The following is a 26,916-nucleotide window of genomic DNA, read 5'->3' on the forward strand; positions in this document are numbered from 1 at the left end:
GCCGCTAGCATGCAAACTCGATTTTCCTTCGGCGGCGATGAGCACATTTTCGCCGAGGTCGGCGAAGCGATGTCGCTCGAGGCCTTTTTCAAGAGCCTGTTCATCACCAACGCGGTGCGCGATGCCAGGATCAAGGGCGTCACCGAGATCTGCCCGGCGAACGCGTCCTATCAGGTCAAGTTCGATCCGGAGCGGATCAAGCCCGACGATCTGCTCGCCGAGCTGAAGCGGCTGGATTCCGCATCCGAGAAATCGGAACCGGTGATCAAGACGCGGATCATCGAGATTCCCGTGCTCTACAACGACCCCTGGACCCGTGAGACCTTGATGCGCTTTCGCGAGCGTCACCAGGATCCTGATGGCACCGACCTCGAATACGCCGCGCGGATCAACGGTCTCGACAGCGTCGATGCCTTCATCAAGGCGCATTCCAGCGCGCCCTGGTTCGTCTCGATGGTCGGCTTCGTCGCCGGCCTGCCCTTCCTCTACCAGATGGTCGAGCGCAAGCGGCAGCTTCAGGCCCCGAAATATCTGCGCCCGCGCACGGATACGCCGAAGCTCACCGTCGGACATGGCGGCTGTTTCAGCTGCATCTATTCGGTGCGCGGCGCCGGCGGTTACCAGATGTTCGGCATCACGCCGATGCCAATCTACGATCCCAACCAGACCATCAGCTATTTGCGCGACTTCATGTGCCTGTTCAAACCGGGCGACATCGTGAAATGGAAACCGATCGACCGGGCAGCCTATGACGCCGCGGTCGCCGACGTCGACGCCGGCCGGTTTGCGCCCGTGATCCGCGACGTCTCGTTCTCGTTGACCGAGTTCAACCGCGACATTGATGGCTACAACAGCAAGCTCGATGGAGTTCTCCATGGCCGTTAGGGTTTTGAAGCCGGGTCTTGCGACCACCGTCCAGGACCTCGGACGTCCCGGCTATTATCACATCGGCATCCCGCTCTCCGGCGGCATGGACCGTCACGCGCTGGTCGCCGCAAATCTGCTCGTCGGCAATGATGCAGGCGCAGCCGTGCTTGAGGCGGTGTTCATGGGGCCCGAGCTCGAATTCACCGAGGACGCCACGGTCGCCGTCACCGGCGCGGAGCTGCCGCCGAAACTCGACGGCGAGCCGCGCGAGACCTGGACCAGCTTCAAGGTGAAGCGTGGCCAGATTCTCTCCTTCGACTTCCTCAAGCGAGGTGCACGCGGCTACATCGCGGTCGCCGGTGGCATCGATGTGCCCGTGGTGCTCGGCTCGCGATCGACCTACGCACTCGGCGCGCTCGGCGGCTTCAAGGGTCGCAAGCTCGAGGTCGGCGACGAATTGCCGGTCGGCCATGCCGGCGTGACGGTCAAGGACGGCCGCACCGTCGCCAACGATTTGCGCGGGCAACCGGCGGGAATGCCGACGGAGCTGCGCGCCATGCCCGGCCTCTATTGGCACCGCATCACCGAGGCCGCCGGCAGCGGCTTCTTCTCCGACACCTGGAAGGTCGCGCCGGAAGCGGACCGCATCGGCTACCGCTTCAAGGGTGGCAAGCCGCTCGAATTCGTTCCGCGCGAACCGCCGTTCGGCGCCGGCTCCGATCCGTCCAACATCACCGATGCCTGCTATCCCTACGGCTCGATCCAGGTTCCCGGCGGCACCGAGCCGATCGTGCTGCATCGCGACGCCGTATCCGGCGGCGGCTACTTCATGGTCGGCACCGTGATCGCCGCCGACATGGATCTGATCGGTCAGCTCCAGCCCAACACACCGGTGAAGTTCGTCAAGGTCGACATGGATCAGGCGCTTGCGGCACGCAAGAGCCGGACCGAGCTGCTGGGCAAGCTTCGCAGCGCCATGGCGTAATCGCGAGGGGCCCGCCGCATCTGCCAACGGACCTCGGCCGCGGGCGCTGGAGCGATCGCGCATGGTCAAGTCTAAACCTGTGGCTGTCGATTGCGCGCTCGCACATCTGAGGTCGGCGCCACGGCGTGCTGTCCGCCGGGCGGCACGAGAGTTGCAGCGGACACATTCGGGCTGAGAAACACTGCTCATGAGTTGTGCAAACATCGGAACAACCGCGATGTCCGTTTCTCTGAAACAGATCCGCTACTTCGTCGCCGCCGCCGAGACCGGGCGGATCAGCCAGGCGGCCATCGATCTCAACGTCTCGCAATCAGCCGTCACCGCGGCGATCCAGCAGCTCGAGGCCACCGTCTGCGCCCGCTTGCTGGAGCGCGCGCCGAACGGCGTAACCGTCACCATGGAGGGCAGCCGCTTCCTCTCTCAGGGCCGTCATATCCTCGCCGCCGTCGCCGAGGCGGTGCGCGACACGCAGATGTCCGCCGGCCCCCTGTTCGGGACGATCCGCGTCGGCGTCACCTACACCGTGTCGGGCTACTTCCTGCCGCGTCATCAGATGCGCTTCAAGGCGAGTTTCCCCGGAATCACGATCGAGCTGTTCGAGGCGCCGCGCGACGTGCTCGAACGCGCACTCGTCGATGGTGCGCTCGACCTCGCGGTGATGCTGGTGTCAAACCTGCGCGACAACGCCATGCTCACCAGCGAGACTTTGCTGCGATCGCCGCGCCGGCTGTGGCTTGCGCCCGAGCATCCCCTGACCCGTGCCGAGCGGGTCCACCTCGCTGACGTCGCGACCTATCCCTACGTCATGCTCACGGTCGACGAGGCCAAGCACACCTCGATGCGCTATTGGAACAACGCCTCACTCGAACCGAAGACGGTGTTCCGCACCTCCTCGGTCGAAGCTGTCCGCTCCATGGTCGCCGGCGGCATGGGAATCGCCATTCTGTCCGACCTGATCTACCGGCCCTGGTCGCTGGAGGGGCAGCGGATCGAGACCCGTGTCATCGAGGACGAGGTGCCCAGCATGGACATCGGTCTTGCCTGGCGTCGCGACACCAAGCCATCGGAGGCTGCGATGGCTTTCCGCGATTTCATGCGCTTTGCGGTTGCTGGTGTCGGGCCGGCCCGGCCCCCGGTCAGCATCGATCACCGGCACCAAGCCGAGGAGGCCATCGAAATCTAGAATATCAGTTTCCGTTTTATTCGACTTGACGCCGTCCGGCTGTCCTCGCCAAACTTTGCCCGGGGACACGACGACCGGAGGCACAGCCGGCGGCGGGAGTGAGACATGCAAGTCACCTACACGACCAACGACATCCCGTTGCAGACCCGCCGCCAGTACTGGCAGGAGGTCGTCTCGAAGACCTATTACTCGCTCGACCTGCGCTTCCCGAGCACGCGCGACTTCAATGCGCGCCTCGGCGCCTGGTCGATGGGCCCTGTCTCGGTGTCCCGCAACATCGCCAACGGCCTGCTGTACAAGCGGCATGAGCGGCATCTCCTGAGCGAGCGGGAGGAATCCTTCCTGATCACGGTGCCCGAACTCGCCGAAATCCGTTTCGAGCAGGACGGCAAGGTGGTGCATTGCCGCCCGGGCGCGTTCCTGATCGAGCGCAGCCACCTACCCTACGAGTTCAGCCATCAGGATCCGACGGCGCTGTGGTGCCTGAAGATCCCGAGCGCGGTGCTGCGCGCCCGCATTTCCCGGCCCGAGCGCCTCGCGACGCTGCAATTCGACGCCAGCCGCAGCGTCGGCGCGCTGTTCGTCGACACGCTGCGCCTGTCCGGTGAACGGATCGAGGAAATGGACGAGACGGCGCGCACGATGATGGGCAAGCACCTGATCGAGCTGCTTGCGATGGCCATTGAATCCGACGACCGTGTGTTGACCGGTCACTCGTCCTCCGTGCGCAACGGCCATTTGCTGCGTTGCGAGCAATTCATCCGTGCCCGCCTCGACGACATGCGGCTCACGCCGCAGATGATCGCCGACGGCTGCGGCATCTCGCTGCGCTATTTGCACCAGATCTTCGAGGGCGAAGGCCTGACCGTCTGCGCCTATATCCGCAACCAGCGCCTTTCAATGTGCGACGCGCTGCTGCGCGATGCGAACTGCCGCAAGAGCATTTCGGAAATCGCCTATCAATGGGGCTTTGCCGATCAGGCGCAGTTCAGCCGCAATTATCGCGGCCGGTTCGGATGCACCCCGAGCGAGGCGCGCGCGATTTCGCGCACAGCCAACTCCTGAAGACAGCCTGCTGATCGATTCTTAGGCACACCGCCGCCGGTCTGGGCATGTATGGGCACCGGCACGGTTCGCTCTCTCGCACAAATCTTCCTGCGCTCAGCGTCAAGAACGGAAGCCGCCGCTCTGCCTAAGATCGGCGAAACGCTCGTTCGAAAGGAAGAGGCATGGCGCAGAACCTTCGTGTGGCCGTCGACGTCGGTGGCACCTTCACCGACATCTGCATCATGGACGAGACGACCGGTCTCGTGCGGATCGAGAAGACCTCCTCCACGCGCGACCCGATCGAAGGGATCATGGGCGGCGTATCCAAGGCCGGCATCGACCTGTCCAAGGTGGCGTTGTTCTCGCACGGCACCACGATCGCCACCAACGCGCTGATCACCCGCCGCCTGCCGCGCACCGCCGTGGTGACGACCAAGGGGTTCCGCGACGTCATCGAGATCCGGCGCGCCAACAAGGAAGACCTCTGGGACACTTACAAGGACGTGGTCAGGCCCTATGTGCCGCGGCGCGACCGCCTCACCGTGCCAGAACGCGTCGATGCTGCCGGCACAGTGATCGAGCCGCTCGACGTCGAAGCTGCGCGCAGCGTCGCACGCATCCTCAAGCGTCGCGGCGTCGCCGCGGTCGCGGTGTGCTTCATGAACGCCTATCTCAACGGCGCCAATGAGCGCGCCATGCGCGATATTCTGCTGGCGGAGATGCCCGACATTCCGGTCTCGATCTCCTCGCAGGTGCTTCCCGAAATCTTCGAGCACGAGCGGTTCTCGACGACGGTCGCCAATGCCGTGGTGAGTCCGGTCGTCGTCAACTACACCAGCCGGCTCGGCGAACGCCTCTCGGACGAGGGCTACACCCGCGATCTTCTGCTGCTGCACACCGGCGGCGGCGTGATGACGCCGGCCAGCGTGAAGGATTTCGCGGCGCGCCTTGCCGGCTCCGGCATCGCCGCCGGGGCCATAGCCAGCCGCCATATCGCCGGTCTTTGCGGTTTCCCCAATTCGATCGGCCTCGACATGGGCGGCACGTCGACCGACGTGTCGCTCGCCTATGAGGGCCAGTCGCGGATCACCAAGGACTGGCACATCGAGTTCGGCTATCCGATCCGCTTCGCATCGATCGAGGTGCTCACCATCGGTGCCGGCGGCGGCTCGCTGGCCTGGACCGATCCGGCCGGCTCGCTGCGCAACGGCCCGCAATCGGCCGGCGCCTATCCGGGACCGGCCTGCTACGGCAACGGCAATACGCAGCCGACCAACACCGATGCCAATGTGACGCTCGGCCGGCTTGGTACCGATCTCGCCGGCGGCAAGGTCAAGCTCGACCCCGAGCTGGCGCGGCAAGCGGTCGAGGGCGGCGTCGCCAAGCCGTTCGGCCTCGGCCTGCATGAAGCCGCAGACGCAATCGTCAAGGTCGCCAATGCCAACATGTCGGATGCGGTGCGCCTGATCTCGATCAGTCGCGGCTACGATCCGCGCGACTTTGCGCTGGTGGCGTTCGGCGGCGCCGGTGCCCTGCATGGGGTCGACGTCGCACGCGAGCTGGCGATTCCCGTCGTGATCGTACCGCTCAATCCCGGCGTGACCTCAGCGCTCGGTTGCCTACTCGTCGACATGCAGCACGATTTTTCGCAAAGCTGCATGGTCGACGCCGCCGAGGCCGACGCCGCCGAGATCGAGGCGCAGTTCGCGGAGCTCGAGAAAGCCGCACTCACGCGGTTGACCCATGAGGGCGTCGCGCAGCAGGACATCGTGCTGCAGCGCTCGATCGACATGATGTATCGCGGCCAGTGGCGTTCGCTTGCCGTCAACGCACCGCGGCCGATCGGCGCGATCACCGATCTGGTGCAGAGCTTCCATGCCGAGCATCAGCGCGAATACAATTTCCGCCGCGACAGCGCACCGGTCAGCTTCTTCCGTCTCAATCTGAAGGCAGTGGGGGTGGTCCCCAAGGCCGAGTTTGCCGTCCACGAGCCGACCGGCGCTAGCCCCGAGCCGGTCAGCCGCCGCAGGGTCTGGTTCGAGGGCAGCGGGCTCGATACACCCGTCTATCGACGCGACGACCTGCCCAGCGGCTTCTCCTTCCAAGGCCCCGCGATCATCGAGCAGGTCGATGCCACCACCGTCGTTCCGCCCGGCGCCGCCGCCGAGGTCGACAGATATCTCAACATCATCATCCGCGTGAAGGAGTGAACCATGGCCGGAGCTCTCCCGCTCGACCCCGTGACCTTCGAGGTTTTGAAGAACTCCTTCATCACCAGCGTCGACCAGATGGGCGAGCAGGTCCTGAGGACCTGCTACTCCTTCGTCATCTACAATCGCGACTTCTCGAGCGCGCTGCACGACGCCAACGGCGAATGCGCGGCGCAGGGCAACCAGGATATTGCCGTCCACGTCGGCACGCTGCATTTCACCTGCAAGGATGTCATGCGCCATTTCGAAGGCGACATGCATGAGGGCGACGTTTTCGCCATCAACGATCCCTATGCCGGCGGCACGCACTTCTCCGACGTGCGGCTGATCCGTCCGATCTTCGCCGACGGCAAGATCATCGCTTTCAGCCAGTCCAACGGACACTGGTCCGACGTCGGCGGCAGCGTGCCGGGATCGTTCGACGTCGCCGCCCGCGAGATGTTCCGCGAGGGCCTGCGCATCACGCCGGTCCGCCTGTTCGACAAAAACGGCCTGCGCAAGGACGTCGCGCATCTGATCGCCTCGAACACGCGCGACCCGGCCTCGATCATCGGCGACATCCAGGCACAGGCCGAAGCCACCGCCGTCTGCGAACGCGAGATCCTGCGGCTGGTCGGCAAATATGGCCGTGATACCGTCGAGACCGGGCTTGCCGCCGTCCAGGACTATGTGGAGCGTTCGGCGCGCCAGCGCATCGCGGCGCTGCCGGACGGCGAATGGGAAACCGTCGACTTCATCGACCGCGATCCGGCCGGCGGCGAAGGCATGATCCCGATCCGCATCAAGATGACGATCAAGGGCGATCGCGCGATCTACGACTTCACAGGCAGCCATCCAACCATCGGCTCGATCTACAATTCGGCGTTCGGTGCAACCTTCTCCGCCGTTGCCGCCGGCATGAAGACTTTCTTCCCCGACCTGCCGCTCAATTCCGGTTTCTACCGCTGCTTCGAGATCATCGCCCCCGAAGGATCGATCGTCGACGCCAAATGGCCGATCGCGGTCACCGGCTTTCTGATGCCGTTCGAGAAGATCATGAACTCGATCTACGAAATGTGGTCGAAGCTGATGCCGGAGCGCGCGCTCGCTTGCGCGTTCAATCTCGAATATCTGCTCACCGGCGGGCTCGATGCCCGCAGCTCCGACAAGCCGATCTTCATGTTCTATGACTGGCTGCCCGGCGGCTGGGGTGGGCGCAACGGCAAGGATGGCAGCAATGTCACGACCGCCTGCTTCGGCACCGGCCTGATGTCGCAGCCGGTCGAAGGCCAGGAGCGCGCCAACCCGATCCTGACCACGGAATGCGAGATCCTCAAGGACTCGCCCGGCCCCGGCAAGTGGCGCGGCGGCGCCGGCGTGGTGAAGACGTCGCGGATGCTGCAGGCCGAGAAAACCGTGATCTCCTATATCTGCGACCGCGAGCGTGCGATCGTGTGGGGCATCGAGGGCGGCCTGCCGTCGATGCCGCACGGCCTGACCCTGAAGCGCGCCGGCAGCACGGCCGCGGAGCGGCTCGGCTCGATCTTCTCGGACGTCCCGATCGGCGAAGGCGACACTTTCTCGCGTCCGACCGCCGGCGGCGGCGGGTTTGGCGATCCGCTGGAGCGCGATCCGAACCTCGTCGTCGAGGATATCAAGGACGACTATGTCTCGGTCGAGCGTGCCGCCAAGGACTATGGCGTCGTGGTGCACACCATCGACGCCGAGCTCTGCAACTACGAGGTCGACAAGGTCGCGACCGAGGCGCTCCGTGCGAAGATCCGCTCCGAGCGCGTCGCCAATGTCCGGCTCGATCCGGAGCTGGTGGCGCAACGCTATCGCAGCGGGGCAATCGACGCGCTCGACGCGATCCGCAAGCACGCGGTGATCCTCGATTGGGGCACCGGTGCCTTGCTTCCCGAATCCACGCGCCAGTTCCGCGAGGTGTTCGAGCGGCGCTCGGTCGCAACGTGGAAAGCAGGCTGAATGCCATCGCCGGCCGCGACGCCGGCAAGCCGCACAGAGCGTTCACGAAGAACTGGATCCGACACCGCCCCTCCACTTTCATTCGAGCCATGAGGATTGTGCTATGACGAGTACGACGTGCCTTTCCCCCAATTCAGTTTGGCCAATCCGCCCCGCACTCGGCCTTGCCGCAGGCCTCGCCCTTGCCGCTGCGGTCGCGCCGGCTGCGGCCGAGACGCCGTGGTTTCCGATGAAGGTCTACGACGCGTCGTCCGGCACACCGAAGCCGGCCGAGTACACGCCGCTGCCGAAGGCCGAGAAGCCCTACAGGCTCTGCGTGCTGTTTCCGCACATGAAGGACAGTTTCTGGGTCGCCGTCGCCTATGGCATCGTCAAACAGGCCGAGGCGATGAACGTCAACATGAACCTCTACGAGGCCGGAGGTTACGAGAACCTGCCGAAACAGCTGTCGCAATTCGATGACTGCATGGCGAGCGGACCGGACGCCATCATCGTCGGCGCCATCTCCGGCGCAGGCCTCAGCAAGAAGTTCGAGGAAGCCAAGGCCAAGGGCGTTCCGGTCGTCGGCGTCACCAACCCGCTGCCGCCGAACGCGTTGCCCGCGGCCAACTACGTCGACTTCGTCGCCATGGGCGAAGTCACCGGCGCCGGCCTGCTGGCGCAATCCAAGCCTGGCGACAAGCTCAACATCGTGACGTTCCCCGGTCCGGCCGGCTCTGGCTGGGCGGAGTCGTTCAACGAAGGCTTCAAGAAGGCCGTTGCCAAGAACCCGAACGCCCAGATTCTGGCCGAGAAATTCGGCGACTCCGGCGTCGCCGTGCAGCTTCAGCTCATTCAGGACGCCTTGCAGGCCTATCCCGGCATGAACGTGATCTGGGGCACCGCCCCCACCGCTGAAGCCGCCATCGGCGCCGTTGCCGAGGCCGGCCGAAGCGACCTGAAGATCGTATCGTCTTACGAAAACCAGGCCATGCTCGATGCGCTCAACCGCGGCGACATCCTCGCCTTCGCAACCCAGTATCCGGTCGGAGAAGGCGCCGTCGCGATCGATCAGGCAGTGCGTCTCATCGAGAAGAAGCCGGTCATGAGCCTTGTCCAGCCGATCGCCGCTGTCATCGACAAGACCACCGTACCGAAATTGCAGATGGACCTCGTGCTGGCGCCGGCGAGTTGGACACCGGTCTATTCGGTCAAGGCCAAGTAAGCCGCTCGCGAATGGTGCCGGGTGGGAGCACCTGCTCCCGCCCGTCTTGCTCACGGCCAACGGAGACGCGGATGGATGTCGAGATCGACCCGAAGCCTGCCGAGCCTCTGCTTCGATTGCGGGGGATATCAAAGCGCTTCACCGGCGTTCGCGCGCTCGACCGGGTCGACCTCGACGTTCGTGCCGGCGAGCTTCATGTCCTGTTCGGCGAGAACGGCGCCGGCAAATCGACCCTGATCAATGTCGTCTCGGGAACGTTTCCGCCGGACGAAGGCACGTTCCATTTCGGCGACGAGGAGATTCATCATCTCACGCCGCAGCGGGCCCGCACGATCGGCATCAGCCCGGTCTTTCAGGAGTTCTCGCTTATCCCGAGCCTCACGGTGGAAGAGAACCTGTTCCTTGGCCGCGAGGTCACGCATGGCGGCGTGCTGCGCTCGCGCGAGATGCGCAAGCGCGCCAGGGCGCTGATCGACGAGCTCGGCTTCGATCTCGATCCGGCGCAGCGGATCGACGACCTTTCCCGCGCGCACCAGCAGATGGCCGAAATCGCCAAGGCCCTGCTCGGCCGCGTCCGCCTTTTGATCCTTGACGAGCCGACCGCCTCGTTGACCGAGCGCGAGACCGGACGGCTGTTCGAGCTGATCGCGCGCCTGAAGAGCCAGAATGTCGGGCTGATCTATGTCTCGCATCGCATGCGCGAAATCCGTGCCCTCGCCGACCGTGTGACGGTGCTGCGCGACGGCCGCCACATCCAGACCCTCGACGCCGCCGGCTCGACCGACGGCGAGTTGGTGGAGCTGATGACCGGCCGCAGGATCGACCTGCTGTTCCCGGCCATCGGCCACCGGCCTGACAAGGTGATGGTCGACATCGAAAACCTGACGCTCGCGGACGGCAGCGTTCAGGAGGTGAATTTCCATGCCCGCGCCGGCGAGATCACCGGCATCGCCGGTCTCGTCGGCTGCGGCAAATCGGAGCTGATCCGCGCGGTCTACGGCATCGAGCCCGCGGCATCAGGCGTGATCCGGATCGACGGCCTGCCTTACGAATTCCCGACCCCGAGGCAAAGCCTCAAGCGCGGCATCGCCTATTTCCCTGCCAATCGGGTTGCTGAAGGGCTCGCGCTGTCCCGTCCGATCCGCGAGAACGCATCCATGACGGTGCTCGACCTGCCCGCGTTCGCGCGCTTCGGCGTGCTGCGGCAAGCCGCCGAACGCGCCACGATCGCGGACATCATGGAGCGGTTGCAGCTGAGGCCGCCGAACATCGAACGGAGCGCCGGCGCGCTGTCCGGCGGCAACCGTCAAAAAGTGATGCTGGCACGCGCGCTCACGCGTGAGCTGACCGTGTTCCTGTTCGACGAGCCGAGCGTCGGGATCGACGTCGGCGCCAAGCTCGAGGTCTACCAGTTCATGAAGCGGCTGGTCGAGGCCGGCGCCGCCGTGATCGTGGTGTCGTCGGAATTGCCGGAGGTTCTGGCGCTGTCGAACCGGCTCTACGTCATGCATCACGGCCGCGTCGCCGCCGAGCTGAGGGGCGCCGAGAAGACCGAGCAGAACGTGCTGTCCAGCTTCTTCCGCGACCATCTCGCCGCGGAGGTCGCGTGAACACCGCGCTGGTCACCGCAAACGCGCAAGGCGCGATCGGCTTGCGATCGTTCGCAGGCCGTGTCGGGTTCCTGCCAGCCCTGCTGGTCTTGCTCGTCGCCGGCATGTCGGCGGTCGATCCGCAGTTCTACGGCATCATCAACATCCTCAACATCCTGCGCAACGCGTCGCTGCTCGCGATCGTCGCCTGCGGTCAGGCGCTGGTCATCATCGCAGGCGGCTTCGATCTTTCGGTCGGCGCCGTCGTGGCGCTCGCGAGCGTCGTCACCGCCAAGACCATGGCCGCCGCAGCCACCGCGTTTCCCGGCAACAACGCCCTCATCATTGCCAGCGGGATGGCGGCCGGACTCGGCTCCGGGGCCGTAGTCGGGCTCGTCAACGGCTTCTGCGTGGCGAAGCTCAAGGTATCCGGCTTTGTGGTGACCCTGGGCACGATGTCGGCGACTGCGGGCGTCGGCCTGATGATCACCAACGGAATCCCGGTTTACGGCATGCCCGATATCTTCGTGAAGGGCTTTGGGCGCGCCCAGGCGCTCGGCCTGCCGACCGCCGTCCACGTGGCGCTGGTCATCATCATCGTGATGGTGTTTGCGCAGCGGCGCACGCTGTTCGGCCGTTACGTCTACGCGATCGGCGGCAATGTCGATGCGGCCATCGTTTCGGGCGTATCAATCCAGCGCCACGTCGTCGGCACCTACGTTGTCTCGAGCATGCTTGCGGCATTGACCGGCATCCTGTTGACCGCGCAGGTCGGCTCCGGCCAGGCCAGCTTCGGCGGCGATCGGATGATGCTGCAATCGATCGCGGCCGCCGTGATCGGCGGCGTGAGCTTGCGCGGCGGCGTCGGGCGCATCGAAATCGTCACCATCAGCGCCCTGTTCCTGACCATCCTGGGCAATGCGCTCAACCTCCTGCACGTCGACTCCCGGCTGCAGCCGGTCTTCCTCGGCGTCATCATGGTCGCGGCCGTGGCGCTGGACGAACTCAGCCGACGGAGCAAGGCTCGTGTCTGACCTCGAATTGTCCGTCGCCGCCAAGAACGCGGATCGCCCGAAATTGGCGCCGGGTCGCTGGCTCTGGAGCGCAGTGCTGCCGGTCGCATTGGTGGCCCTGTTGCTCGGCTTCGCCGCGGTCGACCGCGGCGTGTTGTCGCCGGCCAACCTGCTCAACATCGCGCAGCAGACCAGCTATCTGGCCCTGTTCGCGATGGCCCAGACCGTGGTGATCCTGACGCGCGGCTTCGACCTCGCACTCGGCCCGACCGTATCGATGGTGAGCGTCGGCACCGCGCTGGCGATGGCCGGCGCCACGGCGTCGGGTCATGGTACAGGCGTCGTGCTGCTCGCCGGGCTCGCTGCCGGCTTCGCGCTCGGCACCGCGTGCGGGCTCTTCAACGGCGTGGTTATTGCACTGCTCGGGGTCAACCCCTTCGTCGCAACGCTCGGCAGCTACAACATCGCGATCGGGATTGCGACCACGCTGTCGTCGGGAAGGCCCGTGCAAGGCGTGCCGACGCCGTTCTCGCAGATCTTCTACGGCGGCAGCGTCTTCGGTATTCCGGCGGCCATCGCGATCACGATCGGGGTCGGCGCCGTGCTCCATTGGACCCTGACGCGGACGGTGTTCGGCCGTTCGCTCTACCTCATCGGCACCAACCCGCGCGCAGCGGCGGTCGCCGGCCTGCCGGTCAAGCGCACTCTGATCGCGACCTATGTGCTGTGCTCCGGGCTTGCGGCGCTCGGGGCGATCATGATGACGGCGCGGACCGGATCGGGCGAGCCGAACCTCGGCGGGGCGCTTTCACTGCAGGCGATTGCCGGCGCCGTGGTCGGCGGAACAAGCCTGGCGGGCGGGCGCGGTGGGGTCGGCACCGCGGTGCTCGGCGCCCTGTTCATCACCATTCTGTCCAACGGCATGAACCTCACCCGGATCGACGGATACGTCCAGATGGTCGTGCTCGGCGCGATCGTCATCGTCGGCGTTCTGCTCGATCGCCTGCGACTGGAGCGACGCCAATGACGACGGGTTCTCCCATGCAGTGCGTCGCGGGCGAGACTGCACCTGCCTCGATCTACGTCGCGCCCTCGCTCGCTTCCGCACTCGACGCATTGAGCGAATTCGGCGCGGCCGGCGCTGCCTTTGCCGGCGGCACATGGATCATGCGGTCACCGATCCGCCACGAGCGGTTGAAGCCGCACTATGTCGCGATCGGCAAGATCGCCGAGCTGACCGCGGTTCGTATCGGCAGCGATGCAATCGAGATCGGCGCGGCGGTTACGCATGCGGCACTCGCGGCGGCCCTGGCCGATCTTGCGGAATTCGCGGTCCTGGTCGACGCCGCCGGCGGCTCCGCCAATCCTGCGATCCGCGCGATGGCGACGATCGGCGGCAACCTTGCGACATCGGAATTCACCGCAGCGGATTGCGTGCCGGCGCTGCTCTGCCTCGATGCCCAGGTCGAAATGTCCGCCCGCGACGGCCGCGAGCGCATCGGCCTGGCGCATTTCCTGAAGATCCGATCGTCCCTTCCCCCCGGTCATCTGGTGACGCGGATCATCTTGCCGCGGGCGGCGCGCAGAAGCGCCCATGCCCGCCTGCCGCTGCGCAAATCGGGTGACTACCCGGTCGCCATCGTCAGCCTGTCGGTCAGCATCGATGCAGCGGGCCGTGTCCAGGCGGCGCGCGTCGCGGTCGGTTCAGTCGAGCCGGTGGCGCGCCGTTGGGAACGGCTCGAGGCAGCGCTGATCGGACGCCCGCTCGATGCGGCGGAGGCGGCGCAGAGTGCGACCGCGTTGGCGGATGAGTTCGTCGGCCGCGACAGCGTCGATGCCCCTGCCTGGTATCGGGTCAGCGTGCTACCCGGTCTCGTCCGCCGCGCTGCGATCGCAGCGCTTGGCTCCTGAACTGGAGGGGATCGACATGGGATTCAAGCTGACCGTAAACGGCGATCATCTTTCTTCCGCGGCCGATCCAGCCACGCCGCTGATCGACATTCTGCGTGAGGAGATGCATCTGACCGGCGCGAAACCGGTCTGTCGCGAAGGCTTTTGCGGTGCCTGCATGGTGCTGGTCGACGGCGAGCCGACGCCATCGTGCCTGTTGCCCGCCGCGCTGGCCGATGGCCGCGAGATCCGCACCGTCGAAGGCCTTGCGCCTCACGGCGAACTGAACCGCATCCAGGCGGCCCTCGAGGCCAGTGATGCGGTCCAATGCGGCATGTGCTTTCCGGGCATGGTGGTGAGCCTGACGCATCTCTTGACGACCCGGCCTGACGCCACCCGTGACGATATCCGGGCCGCACTCACCGGGAACATCTGCCGCTGCACGGGATACGAACGCATCGTCGAGGCGACGCTGCTCGCCTTGGCCACGGTATAATCGGGAGGCGCAAGCATGTCCGACGTTTCCGCGACGATGGATTTGCGCCGGCGGGACGCCGCCGACAAGCTGCGTGGCCGCACGCGCTACACCATCGATCGATATCTGCCGGGCATGCTGCACGCCGCGGTGCTGCGCGCTGGCGTGCCCTCGGGCCGTATCATTCGTCTCGACACGTCGAGGGCTGCCAGCATGCCGGGGGTACGTGCGATCGTGACGGCGGCGGACGCGCCCGGCATGATCGGCATCGGCATCGCTGATCATCCGCTGTTCGCTCGCGATGTCATTCGCTACGACGGCGAACCGCTTGCCGCGGTCGCAGCCGTCACGTTGGCGCAGGCGCAGGCCGCGCTCGCGGCGATCGACGTGGAGATCGAACAACTCCCCGCAGTATTGACCATGGCGCAGGCGCTGGCACCAGATTCGCGGCTGGTTCATCCGGACTGGCGCAGCTATGAGGTCCTGGTGGAAGGCGGCGCGCGTGCGGGCAATGTCGCCTGGGAGGCGACCGTCGTCCGCGGCGACGTCGACGCCGCCTTTGCGCGGCCTGACGTCGAGATCGTCGAAAGTTTCTATCGCGTCGGCCGGCAGAACCACGTGGCCTTCGAGCCGCGTGCGGTCGTCGCAAGCTACGAGGACGGCCGCTTCCATATTGAGACGTCGACGCAGGTTCCCTGGAGCGTCCGCAATGCAACCGCGCGCGCGTTGGGCGTGCCGGCATCGCAAGTGCGCGTCACTGTGCCGCCGGTCGGCGGCGGCTTCGGTCTCAAATTCGATCTGGCGGTTGAGCCCTTCGCCGCCCTCCTCGCCCGCGCCAGCGGCCGGCCGGTTCGCCTCGTCAATTCCCGCGAGGACGAGATGCTGACCTGCCTGTTCCGCGAGAACGCCGATATCCGTATCCGCTCGGCGGTGACGCGCGACGGAGAAATCGTGGGCCGCGAGGCAGTCGTGCTGATGGACTGCGGCGCCTATGGCGGCGAACAGATCTTCCTGACCACCATGACCGCACACACGCTCGGCGGAAACTACAGGCTTGGCAGCGTGCGCATGGTCTCGCGCGCGGTCTATACCAACACGGCGCCGAACGGCGCGTTCCGCTGCTGCAATGGCGTCTACAACACCTTCGCGCTCGAGCGGCACACCGACGAGATCGCAGCGCGGATCGGAATGAATCCGCTTGCTTTCCGGCGCCGCAACGTGCTCGGCGACAAGGATCTCGGCGCCACCGGCCAGGTATTCGAAGGCGATGTGCTCGGCCCGATGCTCGACCGGATGGATACGTTGCGCGACGCGGCAGCGCCGCTGCCGGCGCGCACCGACGGCAAGCTCCTTGGACGCGCGACCACCGTCGGCACCTGGTTCGTCTTCGTCGGCCCATCGGCCGCGACGGTGAACATGAATGCCGACGGCACGGCGACCCTGGTCACGTCGGGTGTCGAGATCGGATCCGGCTCGATGATGCAGAGCCTGCCGCAGATCGTTGCCAGCACGCTCGGCATCGCGCCCGAGCAAGTAATCGTCCGCGCCGCCGATACCGATGCCGCCGGTTATGATGTCGGCGTCGGTGGCGGCCGCACCACCGTCTCGCTCGGCGCCGCCAGCCTGTCGGCGGCACAGGAGGTCCGCACGAAGCTTTTGAGGATCGCCTCCGAGATGATCGAGGCCGCGCCCGGCGATCTCGTCATGCGCGGTGGTCGGATCGAGATCGCGGGTGCGCCGGGCTCCGGCCGCACCGTCGCTGAGGTCGCGACCCGCGCTCAAGCGCTGGGCGGACCGGTCGCCGGCACCGGCGCCTTCACCGGCGCCGGCGTGCCGGCGATGCCCGGTTGCGTTGCCGGTCATTTCATCGACGCGATCGACATCCCCGTCTTCGCCGTCCACGACTGCGAGGTCGCCGTCGATCCGGAGACCGGGCATGTCGAGGTGCTAAGCTATCGCGTGGTCCAGGACGTCGGCCGTGCGCTGAATCCACGCGCAATCCACGGCCAGATCCAGGGCGGCGTCGTGCAGGGCCTGGGCTACGCCCTGCACGAGGAGGTGACGATCGGCAGCAATGGCCGTGTCAGTCAAAGCGGCTTCGAGACCTACCGCGTACCGCTTGCGCTCGACGTCGTACCGGTGGAGATCAGCCTCTATGAGGGCGCGCCGTCGATGGGGCCGCTCGGCACCAAGGGCGCCGGCGAGGTGCCGATCCTCAATGTTGGCGCCGCCGTCGCCTGCGCCGTTGCCAACGCGACAGGAAAGCGGGTGCAGGAATTACCCCTGACGCCGCCGCGCGTGCTCGAACTTCTGCTCGAGCGCAAGCCGGGTCTGGCACTGTCTCACATTGCCGAGGTGTGGGCGGACAACCTTGTTCGTCCTCACGGGACACCCTAGGGACACCGGAAAATGCCCAGCAAGCGATCCGAACCCCGAGCGACCGACTTGGGCGCCAGGCGCCTGATCCGTGGCGGGTAGGCGTTACCGTCCCCCGCACGGACCAGCCCGCGATATTGTCGTTCATTCCTTGCATAAAGCTCAGGCAGCGGCGACCTCGTGGCCCGCCATGACCTCCAGCGCCCTCAGAATAGCGGAATGGTCCCAGCTTTTGCCGCCGAGGGCCGTACAGGCGTTGAACAGCTGCTGGGCTGCGGCAGTGCCTGGCAGCGACAAGCCGAGCGCGCGCGCACCCTCCAGCGCGAGGTTGAGATCCTTCTGATGCAGCTCAATGCGGAAGCCCGGATCAAAATTGCGCTTCAGCATGCGATCGCCGTGCACTTCGAGGATTCGCGACGACGCGAAGCCACCCATCAACGCCTGGCGCACCAGCGCGGGGTCGGCCCCGGCCTTGGAGGCGAACAGCAACGCCTCGCTCACCGCCTCGATGGTCAGCGCCACGATGATCTGGTTCGCAACCTTGGTAGTCTGGCCGTCGCCGTTGCCGCCGACATGCGTGACATTCTTCCCCATCGTTTCAAACAGGGGCTTCATCGCATTGAACGCCCGCTCCCGCCCGCCAACCATGATGGTCAAGCTGGCCGCCTTTGCGCCAACTTCGCCGCCGGAGACCGGCGCGTCGAGATAGTCGGCCCCGAGCGCATCGATCCAACGTGCAAACTCCTTCGTCGCCAGCGGAGAGATCGAGCTCATATCCGTCACGATCATGCCTTTGGAGATGCCCTCCGCGACGCCGCCTTGACCGAACAGCACGGCTTCGACATGCGGAGTGTCCGGTACCATGATGATCACGGCGTCCGCCTCCTGCGCCACCTGCTTGGCGGACTCGCAAGCGATGCCGCCCGCCGCGATCAACTCAGGCGCAACAGGTACGACGTCGTGCAGGAACAGGCGATAGCCGGCAGCCAGGAGGTGGCCGGCCATCGGACGTCCCATGGTGCCAAGTCCGATGAATCCGATGTCTTTCATTGTCGTTGCTCCCTGTCAGCCGGATGAAGGCGTTTTTCCGGCGAGCGACTCTCGGCTCGCGTGAAGAAAACGCGTCAAAGTAAAATTCCAGAGCTCCGTCCCGATTCAATCGGAACGGAACAGGCTCTAGGTCACGAAAGTCTGCGCGGCGTGCCAGCCGAGGCTCTCGAGCGTGGTCGTCCGGGGCTTGTATTCGCACCCGATCCAGCCCCGATACCCGATGCTGTCGAGATGCTTGAACAGATACGAGTAGTTGATTTCACCGGTCCCCGGCTCATGACGCCCCGGATTGTCGGCGAGCTGGACATGCGCGATCCGGCCGAGATGCTTCTGCAGGGTCCGCGCGATATCACCTTCCATGATCTGCATGTGATAGATGTCGTACTGGATGAACAGATTGGATGAGCCCACCTCGGAAATGAGCTGCACCGCCTGTTCCGTACGGCTCAGGAAGAAGCCGGGAATATCGAGCGTGTTGATCGGTTCGACCAGGAGCTTGATGCCGTGCTGGGCGAGCGCGCCGGCGGCGAAGCGCAGGTTGGACACGAGGACTTCCTGCAGGTCTGCCCTATCCGTATCGGCTGGAGCGATGCCGACCAGGCAGTTCAGCTGCCGGCAATCCAGCGCCTTTGCGTAGTCGATTGCGCGCCCCACGCCGTCGCGAAATTCATCGACCCGATTGCGCAGGATCGCAATGCCACGCTCGCCGGCGGCCCAGTTGCCGGCCGGAAGATTGTGCAGCACCTGGGTCAGCCCACAGCGCGCCAATTCCTCCCGCAACGCGCCCTTTTCGAAGTCATAAGGAAAAAGATACTCGACTGCGTTGAAGCCGGCCGCCTTGGCGGCCGCGAACCGATCAAGGAATGGCAGCTCGTTGAAGAGCATGGTGAGGTTGGCGGCAAATTGAGGCACGGGTCGTATCTCCGCTTGAAGCGCTGAAAGATGTGGTCAGGCCGGCAACAGCGTGCCGGATCGTGATGCGCTCGGCACGTCATCGAGCGGAAGATCGAGCACCTCTTCGAACTCGACGATGTTGTCGATCTCCGTTCCCATGGCGATATTGGTCAACCGCTCGAGAATGAACTCCACCACCACGGGCACGCGATGCTTCGCCATCAGCTCGCGTGCGGTCGCGAACGCCGCCTGCGCGTCGTTCGGATCGGTGACCCGGATCGCCTTGCAGCCCAAACCCTCTGCGACGGCCACATGGTCGACGCCGTAACCGCCGATCTCGGGCGCGTTGATGTTCTCGAACGAGAGCTGGACGTGATAGTCCATGTCGAAGCCGCGCTGCGCCTGCCGGATCAGGCCGAGATATGAATTGTTCACGACGACGTGGATGTAGGGCAGATTGAATTGCGCCCCGACCGCGAGCTCCTCGATCAGGAACTGGAAGTCGTAGTCACCCGACAGCGCGACAATCTCGCGGTCGGGATCGGCGGCACGCACACCGAGCGCGGCCGGCAGTGTCCAGCCGAGCGGACCGGCTTGGCCAGCGTTGATCCAGTTGCGCGGATTGTAGACGTTGAGGAACTGGGCCCCAGCGATCTGCGACAATCCGATCACGGTCACGTAGCAGGTGTCGCGGCCAAAGGCCTTGTTCATCTCCTCGTAGACGCGCTGCGGCTTGATCGGAATGTTGTCGAAGTGGCTCTTGCGCAGCATCGAACGCTTGCGGTCGCGACAGGCGGCGGGCCAGGCCTGCCGATCGCGCAGCCTCCCGGACTTCCGCCACTCCCGGGCGACGCTCACGAACATCTCCAGCGCAGCCTTGGCGTCCGAGACGATACCGAGGTCCGGATTGAAGACCCGTCCGATCTGTGTCGGCTCGATGTCGACATGCACGAATTTGCGGCCCTTCGTGTAGGTCTCGATCGAGCCGGTATGCCGGTTGGCCCAGCGGTTTCCGATGCCGAGCACGAAATCGGATTCGAGCATCGTGGCGTTGGCGTAGCGATGGCTGGTCTGCAAGCCGACCATACCTGCCATCAGCGCGTGATCGTCAGGAATAGCGCCCCAGGCCATCAGCGTCGGGACGACCGGAACGTTGACCGCTTCGGCGAAGGCGACCAGCAGCTCGGATGCATCGGCGTTGATCACGCCGCCTCCGGCCACAATCAGCGGCCGCTCCGCGGCGTTCAGCATCTCGAGCGCCTTCTCGATCTGCTTGCGCGTCGCCGTCGGCTTGTAGACCGGCAGCGCTGAATAGGTCTCGTCGTCGAACTCGATCTCGGCCAGTTGCACGTCGAGCGGAAGGTCGATCAGCACCGGTCCCGGCCGCCCCGACCGCATGACATGGAAAGCCTGGCTGAACACGCGCGGCACCAGCGCCGGTTCGCGCACGGTGACGGCCCATTTCGTCACCGGCTTTGCGATCGCCTCGATGTCGACGGCCTGGAAGTCCTCCTTGTAGAGCCGCGCCCGCGGCGCTTGACCGGTGATGCAGAGGATCGGAATGGAATCAGCGATCGCCGAGTAGAGGCCGGTGATCATATCGGTGCCGGCGGGACCCGATGTGCCGATGCAGACGCCGATATTGCCCGCCTTCGCCCTGGTATAGCCTTCCGCCATATGGGAGGCGCCTTCGACGTGCCGCGCCAGAATATGCTGGATCGAGCCGTTGCGCTTCAGTGCGGAGTAAAGCGGATTGATCGCCGCGCCGGGAACGCCGAATGCGCACGTGATCCCTTCGCGTTGGAGAATGCGCACTGCTGCATCGACTGCTCGCATCTTCATGTGATGATCCCGCTTCGCTATGAGTTGGCCTGAGCAGGATCATCAGGCCCGCGAGCATCGATCTCAACGCAATCGATTGGAATTTCCGCGCTGTGGCAACGCTCGCGATTTCTTGCGCGTCTTCAAACGATTAGCGTCAGTGTAGAAATGGAAATTGTTGCGGACGGAATTGCAGCCCGCCCTACGCCTGCGTTTGCTGCGTGTGGTTCCCGCGAAGTTCGGCCGTGAGTTCGGCTGCGATCCGATGCACGATCGTACCGATCTCGGGCAAGCGTTCGTTCGTCAGCCTGTCCGCCATGCCCGATACCGAGATCGCGGCATATGGCTCGTTGCAATCGTTGAAGACGACTGCGGCCACGCAGCGCAGGCCGAGGCGCGCCTCTTCATCATCCACCGCATAACCCTGACGCCGCACGTTCTCCAATTCCTTGAACAACTCGCCAGGCCGTACGATCGACTTTTCCGTCAGCCGCGGCATGCCCTGACGGCGAATGATCGCGTTGACGTCTGCATCGGAATAGGTAGCCAGCACCGCCTTGCCCACTCCCGAGGCGATCATCGCGACGCGTCCGCCGACCTTGGTCAGCGAGCGCATGATCTCACGGCTTTCAATGCGGGACACGACGATGATGGATTCGTCATCGACCACCGCAAGGTTAGCCGTTTCCCTGGTCTGGTCGCGCAGCTTGCGCAGATAAGGCAGCGCCTGCGCGGCAAAATTCCGTCGGCGGACGAAGGTCGAGCCGACCACGAAGCTTTGCGCGCCGATGTGCCACTTGGACTCCTCGCGGTCGAACTGCACGAACCTGCGGTTCTCGAGCGTGGTCAGCAGACGATGAACGGTCGAGGGCGACAGGCCGGTGCGGATCGCCAAATCGGTCAGCCGATAGCCTTCATCATCCTCTGCAAGTGTCTCCAGGATTTGCATGGCGCGATCAACGGACTGAACACCGCCGTCGCGTACGTCCTGCTCCGGCTGCGCGCGAAGTCCGGGATCGGACGGCTTGCGCCGGATCGGCTCTCTTTTCATCACGACCTGACCCTAACCGGTTGCGATTCAGAACGAAATTGCCCATGCAGAATGAGCGCTCATGTTGGCATATGGCATGCCAAAACGCCCAAGAGTCAAGCTGATCGAACTCTCGAATAGGTCAGTATTTTTGCCATTTCTATTATAAAACTCGCCGATTCTTTTGTTTGACATCTGGGATAATGTATACCACGATTATTTCGAAACGACCTAATCACGCAACCGGGAGAACGCTGCCATGTACGTCGGGGACATCCTTCGCAACAACAGTCTGCACCTGGTGGCGATCGGCTCGAACGAAACCGTGAGCATAGCGGCGAACCTGATGTACGCGAGCAATGTCGGCGCCCTCGTGGTCAGGAACGCCTCGCGCAGCAAGGACGCCGCCGTGATCGGAATGTTCAGCGAGCGCGACGTCGTCGCTGTGATCGCCGAGCGCGGCACCAATGGTCTTGCCATGAAAGTCGCGCAGTTCATTTCGCCGCGGCCGCTGCTGTCCTGCAATTCGCAAGATGCGCTCACGGATGTCGAACGCCTCATGGCCCGTCATGGGATCCGCCATGTCCCCGTCATCGACAACGGCCGGCTCGTCGGCGTCGTGAGCATGCGGGACATCACCCTTGCTTACGAGGAAGCCGCCTGCGCGGCCTGACGGACTTACCCAAGGCCATTACCACGCTACTCGGTTCGAGCCGCTGCGGCTCCTGCTGTGTCCCCACTCTGCTTGCGAGGATCGAATGAGAATCTGCATCTACGGCGCCGGCGCGATCGGCGGCTATCTCGGTGTCGAATTCATGCGCGCTGGTGCCGATGTCAGCCTGGTCGCGCGGGGTGCGCATCTCGCCGCAATGCGGCAGAACGGCCTGAAGCTCCTGATCGGCGACGAGGAGCGCGTCGTGCATCCTCGCTGTACGGACAGTCCTGCTGAACTCGGCGAGCAAGATTACGTCATCATCTGCCTCAAGGCGCATTCGATCACCGGGGTCATCGAGCCGATGCGACCGCTGCTCGGCGATCGGACCCGCATCGTCACCGCTGTTAACGGCATTCCCTATTGGTATTTCCACAAGCACGGTGGTCGGCACGAAGGATCGACGCTCGAGAGCATCGATCCTGGCGGTCGGCAGTGGAACGAGCTCGGCCCCGAACGCGCGATCGGCTGCGTGGTGTACCCCGCCACCGAAATCGAGGCGCCCGGCGTGATCCGCCATGTCTACGGCAACAACTTTCCGCTGGGCGAGCCCTCCGGCGAGATCACATCCGACGTCCAGAAACTTTCCGAGCTGTTCGTGGCCGCGGGCATGAAGGCGTCGGTCCTCGACCGCATTCGCGACGAGATTTGGCTCAAGCTGTGGGGCAACGTCTGTTTCAACCCGATCAGCGCCCTCACCCACGCGACCCTCGACGTGATCTGCAGCAATCCCGGCACGCGCGCGCTGTCCCGGGCGATCATGCTGGAGGCCCAGGCGATCGCGGAAAGCCTCGGCGTCAAGTTTCGGGTCGATGTCGAACGCCGCATCGAAGGTGCGCGCAAGGTCGGCGCGCACAAGACCTCGATGCTGCAGGATCTCGAGCGCGGACGTCCGGTCGAGATCGATCCGTTGATCACCGTGGTGCAGGAGATGGGCCGGATGACTGATATCGCGACGCCCGCCCTCGATGCGGTGCTGGCCCTGGTCGCGCAGCGCACCAGGCTGGCCGGTCTCTATGATGGGGCGGCCGGCGCCGCAGCAGCAGAAACGCTGGCGGTGGCGTGATCCCGATGGCCAATGTTACGCGCTGGGTCCGCTTCCGCCACCATGCCGAAATCGGCTTCGGGCAACTCACCCCATCCGGCATCTCCGTGCACGAAGGGGACATGTTCGGCGACCCGCGACCGACGGGACAAACGCTGGCGCTGGACAACGTCGAGTTGCTCGCCCCGACGCAACCGAGCAAGGTCATCGCGCTCTGGAATAATTTTCACGCGCTTGCGGAGAAGCTGAAATCACCTGAGCCTGCCGAACCGTTGTACCTGTTGAAGGCGCCGACCAGCGTCACCGCGCCTGGCGCCGTCATCAGGCGCCCCTTGGGCTATGATGGCAAGACGACCTACGAAGGCGAGCTCGGCATCGTCATCGGCAAGAGCTGCACGGCGGTCGCGCCCGAGCAGGCCGACGCCTTCATCTTCGGCTACACCTGCACCAACGACGTCACCGCCGCGGACATCCTCAATCGCGACCCGACCTTCCCGCAATGGGCGCGGGCCAAGGGCTTCGATGGATACGGCCCGTTCGGCCCCGTGATTGCGTCAGGCCTCGACCCCGCACGCCTCGTGGTGCGCACCATTCTGAACGGCGTCGAGCGCCAGAACTACCCGATCGCGGACATGATCTTCAGCGCACAGACGCTGGTCAGCAAGATCTCGCACGACATGACGCTGTTGCCGGGCGACCTGATCTGCTGCGGGACATCGATTGGCGTCGGGGTGATGAAGGAGCCCGTCAACACGGTCACCGTCGCGATCGACGGAATCGGCGAGTTGACCAACGAATTCCGTCAGTAGGCTGCGGCGGGACGACAACCCGACGCAGCCGGCCCAAACGACGATTATCTGCCTTAGGAGCGTACATGATCTCCACGAACCCGGCATCATCGCCCGGCGGCTTCCGCTGGCTGCAACTGGCGATCGGCATCGTCTGCATGGCGATGATCGCCAACCTGCAATATGGCTGGACGCTGTTCGTTGATCCGATCGACGCGAAGTTTCACTGGGGTCGTCCGGCCATCCAGCTCGCCTTCACGATTTTCGTGATGACGGAGACATGGCTTGTGCCGGTGGAGGCCTGGTTCGTGGACAAATACGGCCCCCGCATCGTCATCATGTTCGGCGGCCTGATGATCGGGTTGGCCTGGGTCATGAACTCATACGCCTCCTCTCTCGTCACGCTTTATGCGGCAGCGATCGTCGCCGGCATTGGCGCCGGCGCCGTCTACGGCACTTGCGTCGGCAATGCCCTGAAATGGTTTCCGGACCGGCGCGGCCTGGCCGCAGGAGCAACCGCCGCCGGGTTTGGCGCCGGTGCGGCCCTCACCGTCGTACCGATTGCCAACATGATTGCCGCCAGCGGCTACCAGAGCACCTTCCTGACCTTCGGGATCGGACAAGGCCTCATCGTCATCTTGCTGGCGTGGTTCGTCCGGCCACCGCATGGCGTCGAAGCACCAAGGAAAAAGCGTCTCAATCTGCCGCAGAGCGCGATCGACTACACCCCGCCCCAGGTGCTGCGCACCCCGATCTTCTGGGTCATGTACCTGGTGTTCGTCATGGTGGCTTCCGGCGGCTTGATGACCGCCGCGCAAATCGGGCCGATCGCGCATGACTTCAAGATCGCGGACACGCCGGTCACCCTGGCGGGCTTCCAGATGGCGGCACTGACGTTTGCCATCTCGCTCGATCGCGTCTTCGACGGTTTCGGCCGTCCGCTCTTTGGCTGGGTCTCCGACAATATCGGGCGCGAGCACACGATGTTCATCGCGTTCGCGACAGCGGCGCTGATGTTGCTGACGCTGTCCACCTACGGTCACATTCCGGTTGTCTTCGTGCTGGCCACGGCGATCTATTTCGGCGTCTTCGGCGAAATCTACAGCCTGTTTCCGGCGACGTCGGGCGACACGTTCGGCGCCAAATACGCAACCACCAACAACGGCATGCTCTACACTGCGAAGGGCACGGCGGCGCTGCTCGTGCCGCTCGCGAGCATCATCTCTTCCCAGCTCGGCTGGCAAGCCGTGTTCATCGTCGCGGTTGCACTCAATGCGACCGCTGCCCTCACCGCGTTGTTCCTGATCAAGCCGATGCGGCGCGCGTTCATTCTCGGCAGTGAAGCGACGGCAAGTGCCGCAATCGCTCGCGCAAAGGTCTTTCCCGGTGAAGGCGGTCGACTGGAGGCACCCGTGTCTTACGACCGTCTCGAGAAGGCGCCATAACAAGAGACCTATCGGCCGGAGCGCAAGCGATTGAACGACAGATGGACGGATGTGCGGGCTCGGACCGCCCTGCGGCGAATCTTCGGCGCCGCCATCGCGAGCGCCGATCCAAGGATCACGATTGCCGACGCCCTGCCGGCAAAGCCGAAGGGCAGATGCATCGTCGTCGGCGCGGGGAAGGCGTCGGCGGCAATGGCTGCGGGCCTCGACGCGGCATGGCCTGACGTCGAGCTTTCGGGTGTCGTCGTCACGCGCCACGGCCATTCGGTTCCAGCCGGCCGTATCGAAGTGCTCGAAGCGTCTCACCCCGTGCCGGATGACACGAGTAAGGCCGCTGCCCTTCGCATGCTGCGCGCCGTCGAGGGGCTTTCTGCAGACGATCTCGTCATCGCCCTGATGTCCGGCGGTGGCTCGGCGCTGATGACCCTGCCGGCATCTCCGATGACTCTCGCCGACAAGCAGGCGGTCAACCGGGCACTCCTTGCAAGCGGCGCGACGATTGCCGAGATGAACGTCGTCCGCAAACATCTGTCCGCGATCAAGGGCGGTCGGCTGGCGCTGGCCGCCCGTCCCGCCCGCGTCACGACCCTTGTGATCTCAGACATTCCCGGCGACGATCCCGCGGCGATTGCCTCCGGTCCCTCGCTGCCGGACAGCAGCACGAAAGCCGCTGCGGTGGAGATCGTTGGCCGGTTTGCCATCGACCTGCCGGAAGCGGCGCGGCTTGTGCTTGAACAAGCGGACGAGACACCCAAGCCCGGCGAGATTGATGCCGACGTCCGCATCCTTGCCGCTCCATTCCATGCGCTTGACGCCGCGGCCAACGCCGCCCGGGACGAAGGCCTGACGCCGATCATCCTCGGCGACGCGATCGAGGGCGAGGCGCGGGAACTCGGAACCGTGATGGCCGGCATCGCCCGGTCGGTCGCGAGACATGCGCAGCCGGGCCCTGCCCCCGCGGTGCTGCTGTCCGGAGGCGAGACGACGGTGACGATCGGGCGCGGGCCGGCGGGACGCGGCGGCCGCAACACCGAATTCCTGCTGGGGCTTGCCGTCGCCCTGTCCGGCGCATCCGATATCTGGGCTATTGCGGGCGACAGCGATGGAATTGATGGAACGGAAGATGCGGCTGGCGCTTTGATCGGTCCGGATACGCTGCGGCGCGCCGCCGCGAATCTGCTTGACGCACGGGCGCATCTGGCTGCCCATGACAGCTATACGTTCTTCGACCGCCTTGGAGACCTCGTGCGCACCGGGCCGACGCTTACGAACGTCAATGATATCCGTGCCGTGCTGATCGCAGCCGGCAACCCACCGACGAGGTGAT

At 64.9% G+C, this 26,916-nt stretch carries 22 protein-coding genes; 18 read left to right on the forward strand and 4 right to left on the reverse strand.

The features are described 5' to 3' along the window. Window positions 1-9: 9 nt before the first annotated feature. From QA635_RS26410 to QA635_RS26470, 13 genes are all read left to right on the forward strand, one after another. The gene (locus QA635_RS26410; protein WP_225646064.1) at window positions 10-885 is read left to right on the forward strand and encodes a 5-oxoprolinase subunit B family protein; all 876 of its coding nucleotides are present in this window, start codon (window positions 10-12) and stop codon (window positions 883-885) included. After that, window positions 875-1,852, forward strand: a complete 978-nt coding sequence (locus QA635_RS26415; protein ID WP_283062286.1) for a 5-oxoprolinase subunit C family protein — start codon at window positions 875-877, stop codon at window positions 1,850-1,852. Before QA635_RS26410 ends, QA635_RS26415 begins: the two co-directional genes overlap by 11 nt. A 217-nt stretch (window positions 1,853-2,069) precedes the next feature. Then, a complete protein-coding gene (locus tag QA635_RS26420) occupies window positions 2,070-3,035 on the forward strand; it encodes a LysR family transcriptional regulator (RefSeq protein ID WP_225646062.1) in 966 nt (321 codons plus the stop codon). Window positions 3,036-3,140: 105 nt separating this feature from the next. Beyond that, window positions 3,141-4,100, forward strand: coding sequence for an AraC-like ligand-binding domain-containing protein (locus QA635_RS26425; RefSeq protein WP_057017110.1), 960 nt, complete (start codon window positions 3,141-3,143; stop codon window positions 4,098-4,100). A 164-nt stretch (window positions 4,101-4,264) separates the two neighbouring features. Then, on the forward strand, window positions 4,265-6,292 hold the full coding sequence (locus QA635_RS26430) for a hydantoinase/oxoprolinase family protein (protein WP_283062288.1): 2,028 nt from the start codon (window positions 4,265-4,267) through the stop codon (window positions 6,290-6,292). Window positions 6,293-6,295: 3 nt separating this feature from the next. Beyond that, window positions 6,296-8,257, forward strand: a complete 1,962-nt coding sequence (locus tag QA635_RS26435) for a hydantoinase B/oxoprolinase family protein (RefSeq protein ID WP_253587232.1) — start codon at window positions 6,296-6,298, stop codon at window positions 8,255-8,257. 103 nt (window positions 8,258-8,360) lie between these two features. Beyond that, entirely contained in the window at window positions 8,361-9,461 is a 1,101-nt protein-coding gene (gene torT, locus QA635_RS26440) for a TMAO reductase system periplasmic protein TorT (RefSeq protein WP_283062290.1), read from the forward strand. 71 nt (window positions 9,462-9,532) lie between these two features. Beyond that, complete coding sequence (locus tag QA635_RS26445) at window positions 9,533-11,071, forward strand: sugar ABC transporter ATP-binding protein (protein ID WP_225646058.1); 1,539 nt, start codon at window positions 9,533-9,535, stop codon at window positions 11,069-11,071. Further along, window positions 11,068-12,084 carry an ABC transporter permease gene (locus QA635_RS26450; RefSeq protein ID WP_283062291.1) on the forward strand — a complete coding sequence of 339 codons (1,017 nt, stop codon included), beginning with the start codon at window positions 11,068-11,070 and terminating at the stop codon, window positions 12,082-12,084. Before QA635_RS26445 ends, QA635_RS26450 begins: the two co-directional genes overlap by 4 nt. Beyond that, on the forward strand, window positions 12,077-13,090 hold the full coding sequence (locus QA635_RS26455) for an ABC transporter permease (RefSeq protein ID WP_283062292.1): 1,014 nt from the start codon (window positions 12,077-12,079) through the stop codon (window positions 13,088-13,090). The genes QA635_RS26450 and QA635_RS26455 overlap by 8 nt, the downstream gene beginning before the upstream one ends. After that, entirely contained in the window at window positions 13,087-13,974 is an 888-nt protein-coding gene (locus QA635_RS26460; protein ID WP_283062294.1) for an FAD binding domain-containing protein, read from the forward strand. The genes QA635_RS26455 and QA635_RS26460 overlap by 4 nt, the downstream gene beginning before the upstream one ends. Before the next feature lie 16 nt (window positions 13,975-13,990). Further along, on the forward strand, window positions 13,991-14,449 hold the full coding sequence (locus QA635_RS26465; RefSeq protein WP_283062295.1) for a (2Fe-2S)-binding protein: 459 nt from the start codon (window positions 13,991-13,993) through the stop codon (window positions 14,447-14,449). 15 nt (window positions 14,450-14,464) lie between these two features. Next, the gene (locus tag QA635_RS26470; RefSeq protein WP_283062296.1) at window positions 14,465-16,825 is read left to right on the forward strand and encodes a xanthine dehydrogenase family protein molybdopterin-binding subunit; all 2,361 of its coding nucleotides are present in this window, start codon (window positions 14,465-14,467) and stop codon (window positions 16,823-16,825) included. Between the two features lie 141 nt (window positions 16,826-16,966). Here the strand turns inward: QA635_RS26470 and QA635_RS26475 are convergent, their stop codons facing one another. The 4 genes from QA635_RS26475 to QA635_RS26490 form a co-directional block, all read right to left on the reverse strand. After that, window positions 16,967-17,854 carry a 2-hydroxy-3-oxopropionate reductase gene (locus QA635_RS26475; RefSeq protein ID WP_092084555.1) on the reverse strand — a complete coding sequence of 296 codons (888 nt, stop codon included), beginning with the start codon at window positions 17,852-17,854 and terminating at the stop codon, window positions 16,967-16,969. A gap of 126 nt (window positions 17,855-17,980) precedes the next feature. Continuing rightward, complete coding sequence (hyi, locus tag QA635_RS26480) at window positions 17,981-18,766, reverse strand: hydroxypyruvate isomerase (RefSeq protein WP_283062298.1); 786 nt, start codon at window positions 18,764-18,766, stop codon at window positions 17,981-17,983. A 36-nt stretch (window positions 18,767-18,802) separates the two neighbouring features. Next, window positions 18,803-20,590, reverse strand: a complete 1,788-nt coding sequence (gcl, locus tag QA635_RS26485; RefSeq protein WP_283062299.1) for a glyoxylate carboligase — start codon at window positions 20,588-20,590, stop codon at window positions 18,803-18,805. Window positions 20,591-20,771: 181 nt separating this feature from the next. Beyond that, on the reverse strand, window positions 20,772-21,620 hold the full coding sequence (locus tag QA635_RS26490) for an IclR family transcriptional regulator (protein ID WP_283062300.1): 849 nt from the start codon (window positions 21,618-21,620) through the stop codon (window positions 20,772-20,774). A gap of 238 nt (window positions 21,621-21,858) precedes the next feature. Between QA635_RS26490 and QA635_RS26495 the strand changes: the two genes are divergently transcribed. The 5 genes from QA635_RS26495 (at window position 21,859) to QA635_RS26515 (ending at window position 26,915) form a co-directional block, all read left to right on the forward strand. Beyond that, complete coding sequence (locus QA635_RS26495) at window positions 21,859-22,272, forward strand: CBS domain-containing protein (RefSeq protein WP_283062301.1); 414 nt, start codon at window positions 21,859-21,861, stop codon at window positions 22,270-22,272. Window positions 22,273-22,357: 85 nt separating this feature from the next. Continuing rightward, window positions 22,358-23,377: a 2-dehydropantoate 2-reductase gene (locus QA635_RS26500; RefSeq protein ID WP_283062302.1), complete on the forward strand. Its 1,020-nt coding sequence runs from the start codon at window positions 22,358-22,360 to the stop codon at window positions 23,375-23,377. 5 nt (window positions 23,378-23,382) lie between these two features. After that, complete coding sequence (locus QA635_RS26505; RefSeq protein WP_283062304.1) at window positions 23,383-24,165, forward strand: fumarylacetoacetate hydrolase family protein; 783 nt, start codon at window positions 23,383-23,385, stop codon at window positions 24,163-24,165. Window positions 24,166-24,230: 65 nt separating this feature from the next. Continuing rightward, a complete protein-coding gene (gene oxlT / locus QA635_RS26510) occupies window positions 24,231-25,589 on the forward strand; it encodes an oxalate/formate MFS antiporter (RefSeq protein ID WP_283062306.1) in 1,359 nt (452 codons plus the stop codon). A gap of 30 nt (window positions 25,590-25,619) precedes the next feature. After that, the gene (locus QA635_RS26515; protein ID WP_283062308.1) at window positions 25,620-26,915 is read left to right on the forward strand and encodes a glycerate kinase type-2 family protein; all 1,296 of its coding nucleotides are present in this window, start codon (window positions 25,620-25,622) and stop codon (window positions 26,913-26,915) included. The last annotated feature ends 1 nt before the right edge of the window (window position 26,916 follow it).

The organism is Bradyrhizobium brasilense (assembly GCF_029714345.1).
Classification (GTDB): Bacteria; Pseudomonadota; Alphaproteobacteria; order Rhizobiales; family Xanthobacteraceae; genus Bradyrhizobium; species Bradyrhizobium australafricanum.

Excerpts from the sequence above, each read along its gene's own strand:
- QA635_RS26505 (WP_283062304.1), top strand. The coding sequence starts at position 23,383 with ATGGCCAATGTTACGCGCTGGGTCCGCTTCCGCCACCATGCCGAAATC.
- QA635_RS26470 (WP_283062296.1), top strand. The coding sequence starts at position 14,465 with ATGTCCGACGTTTCCGCGACGATGGATTTGCGCCGGCGGGACGCCGCC.
- QA635_RS26460 (WP_283062294.1), top strand. The coding sequence starts at position 13,087 with ATGACGACGGGTTCTCCCATGCAGTGCGTCGCGGGCGAGACTGCACCT.
- QA635_RS26415 (WP_283062286.1), top strand. The coding sequence starts at position 875 with ATGGCCGTTAGGGTTTTGAAGCCGGGTCTTGCGACCACCGTCCAGGAC.
- QA635_RS26500 (WP_283062302.1), top strand. The coding sequence starts at position 22,358 with ATGAGAATCTGCATCTACGGCGCCGGCGCGATCGGCGGCTATCTCGGT.
- QA635_RS26445 (WP_225646058.1), top strand. The coding sequence starts at position 9,533 with ATGGATGTCGAGATCGACCCGAAGCCTGCCGAGCCTCTGCTTCGATTG.
- QA635_RS26430 (WP_283062288.1), top strand. The coding sequence starts at position 4,265 with ATGGCGCAGAACCTTCGTGTGGCCGTCGACGTCGGTGGCACCTTCACC.
- QA635_RS26410 (WP_225646064.1), top strand. The coding sequence starts at position 10 with ATGCAAACTCGATTTTCCTTCGGCGGCGATGAGCACATTTTCGCCGAG.
- QA635_RS26435 (WP_253587232.1), top strand. The coding sequence starts at position 6,296 with ATGGCCGGAGCTCTCCCGCTCGACCCCGTGACCTTCGAGGTTTTGAAG.
- QA635_RS26420 (WP_225646062.1), top strand. The coding sequence starts at position 2,070 with ATGTCCGTTTCTCTGAAACAGATCCGCTACTTCGTCGCCGCCGCCGAG.
- QA635_RS26475 (WP_092084555.1), bottom strand. The coding sequence starts at position 17,854 with ATGAAAGACATCGGATTCATCGGACTTGGCACCATGGGACGTCCGATG.
- gcl (WP_283062299.1), bottom strand. The coding sequence starts at position 20,590 with ATGAAGATGCGAGCAGTCGATGCAGCAGTGCGCATTCTCCAACGCGAA.
- QA635_RS26490 (WP_283062300.1), bottom strand. The coding sequence starts at position 21,620 with ATGAAAAGAGAGCCGATCCGGCGCAAGCCGTCCGATCCCGGACTTCGC.
- QA635_RS26495 (WP_283062301.1), top strand. The coding sequence starts at position 21,859 with ATGTACGTCGGGGACATCCTTCGCAACAACAGTCTGCACCTGGTGGCG.
- QA635_RS26465 (WP_283062295.1), top strand. The coding sequence starts at position 13,991 with ATGGGATTCAAGCTGACCGTAAACGGCGATCATCTTTCTTCCGCGGCC.
- oxlT (WP_283062306.1), top strand. The coding sequence starts at position 24,231 with ATGATCTCCACGAACCCGGCATCATCGCCCGGCGGCTTCCGCTGGCTG.
- torT (WP_283062290.1), top strand. The coding sequence starts at position 8,361 with ATGACGAGTACGACGTGCCTTTCCCCCAATTCAGTTTGGCCAATCCGC.
- QA635_RS26425 (WP_057017110.1), top strand. The coding sequence starts at position 3,141 with ATGCAAGTCACCTACACGACCAACGACATCCCGTTGCAGACCCGCCGC.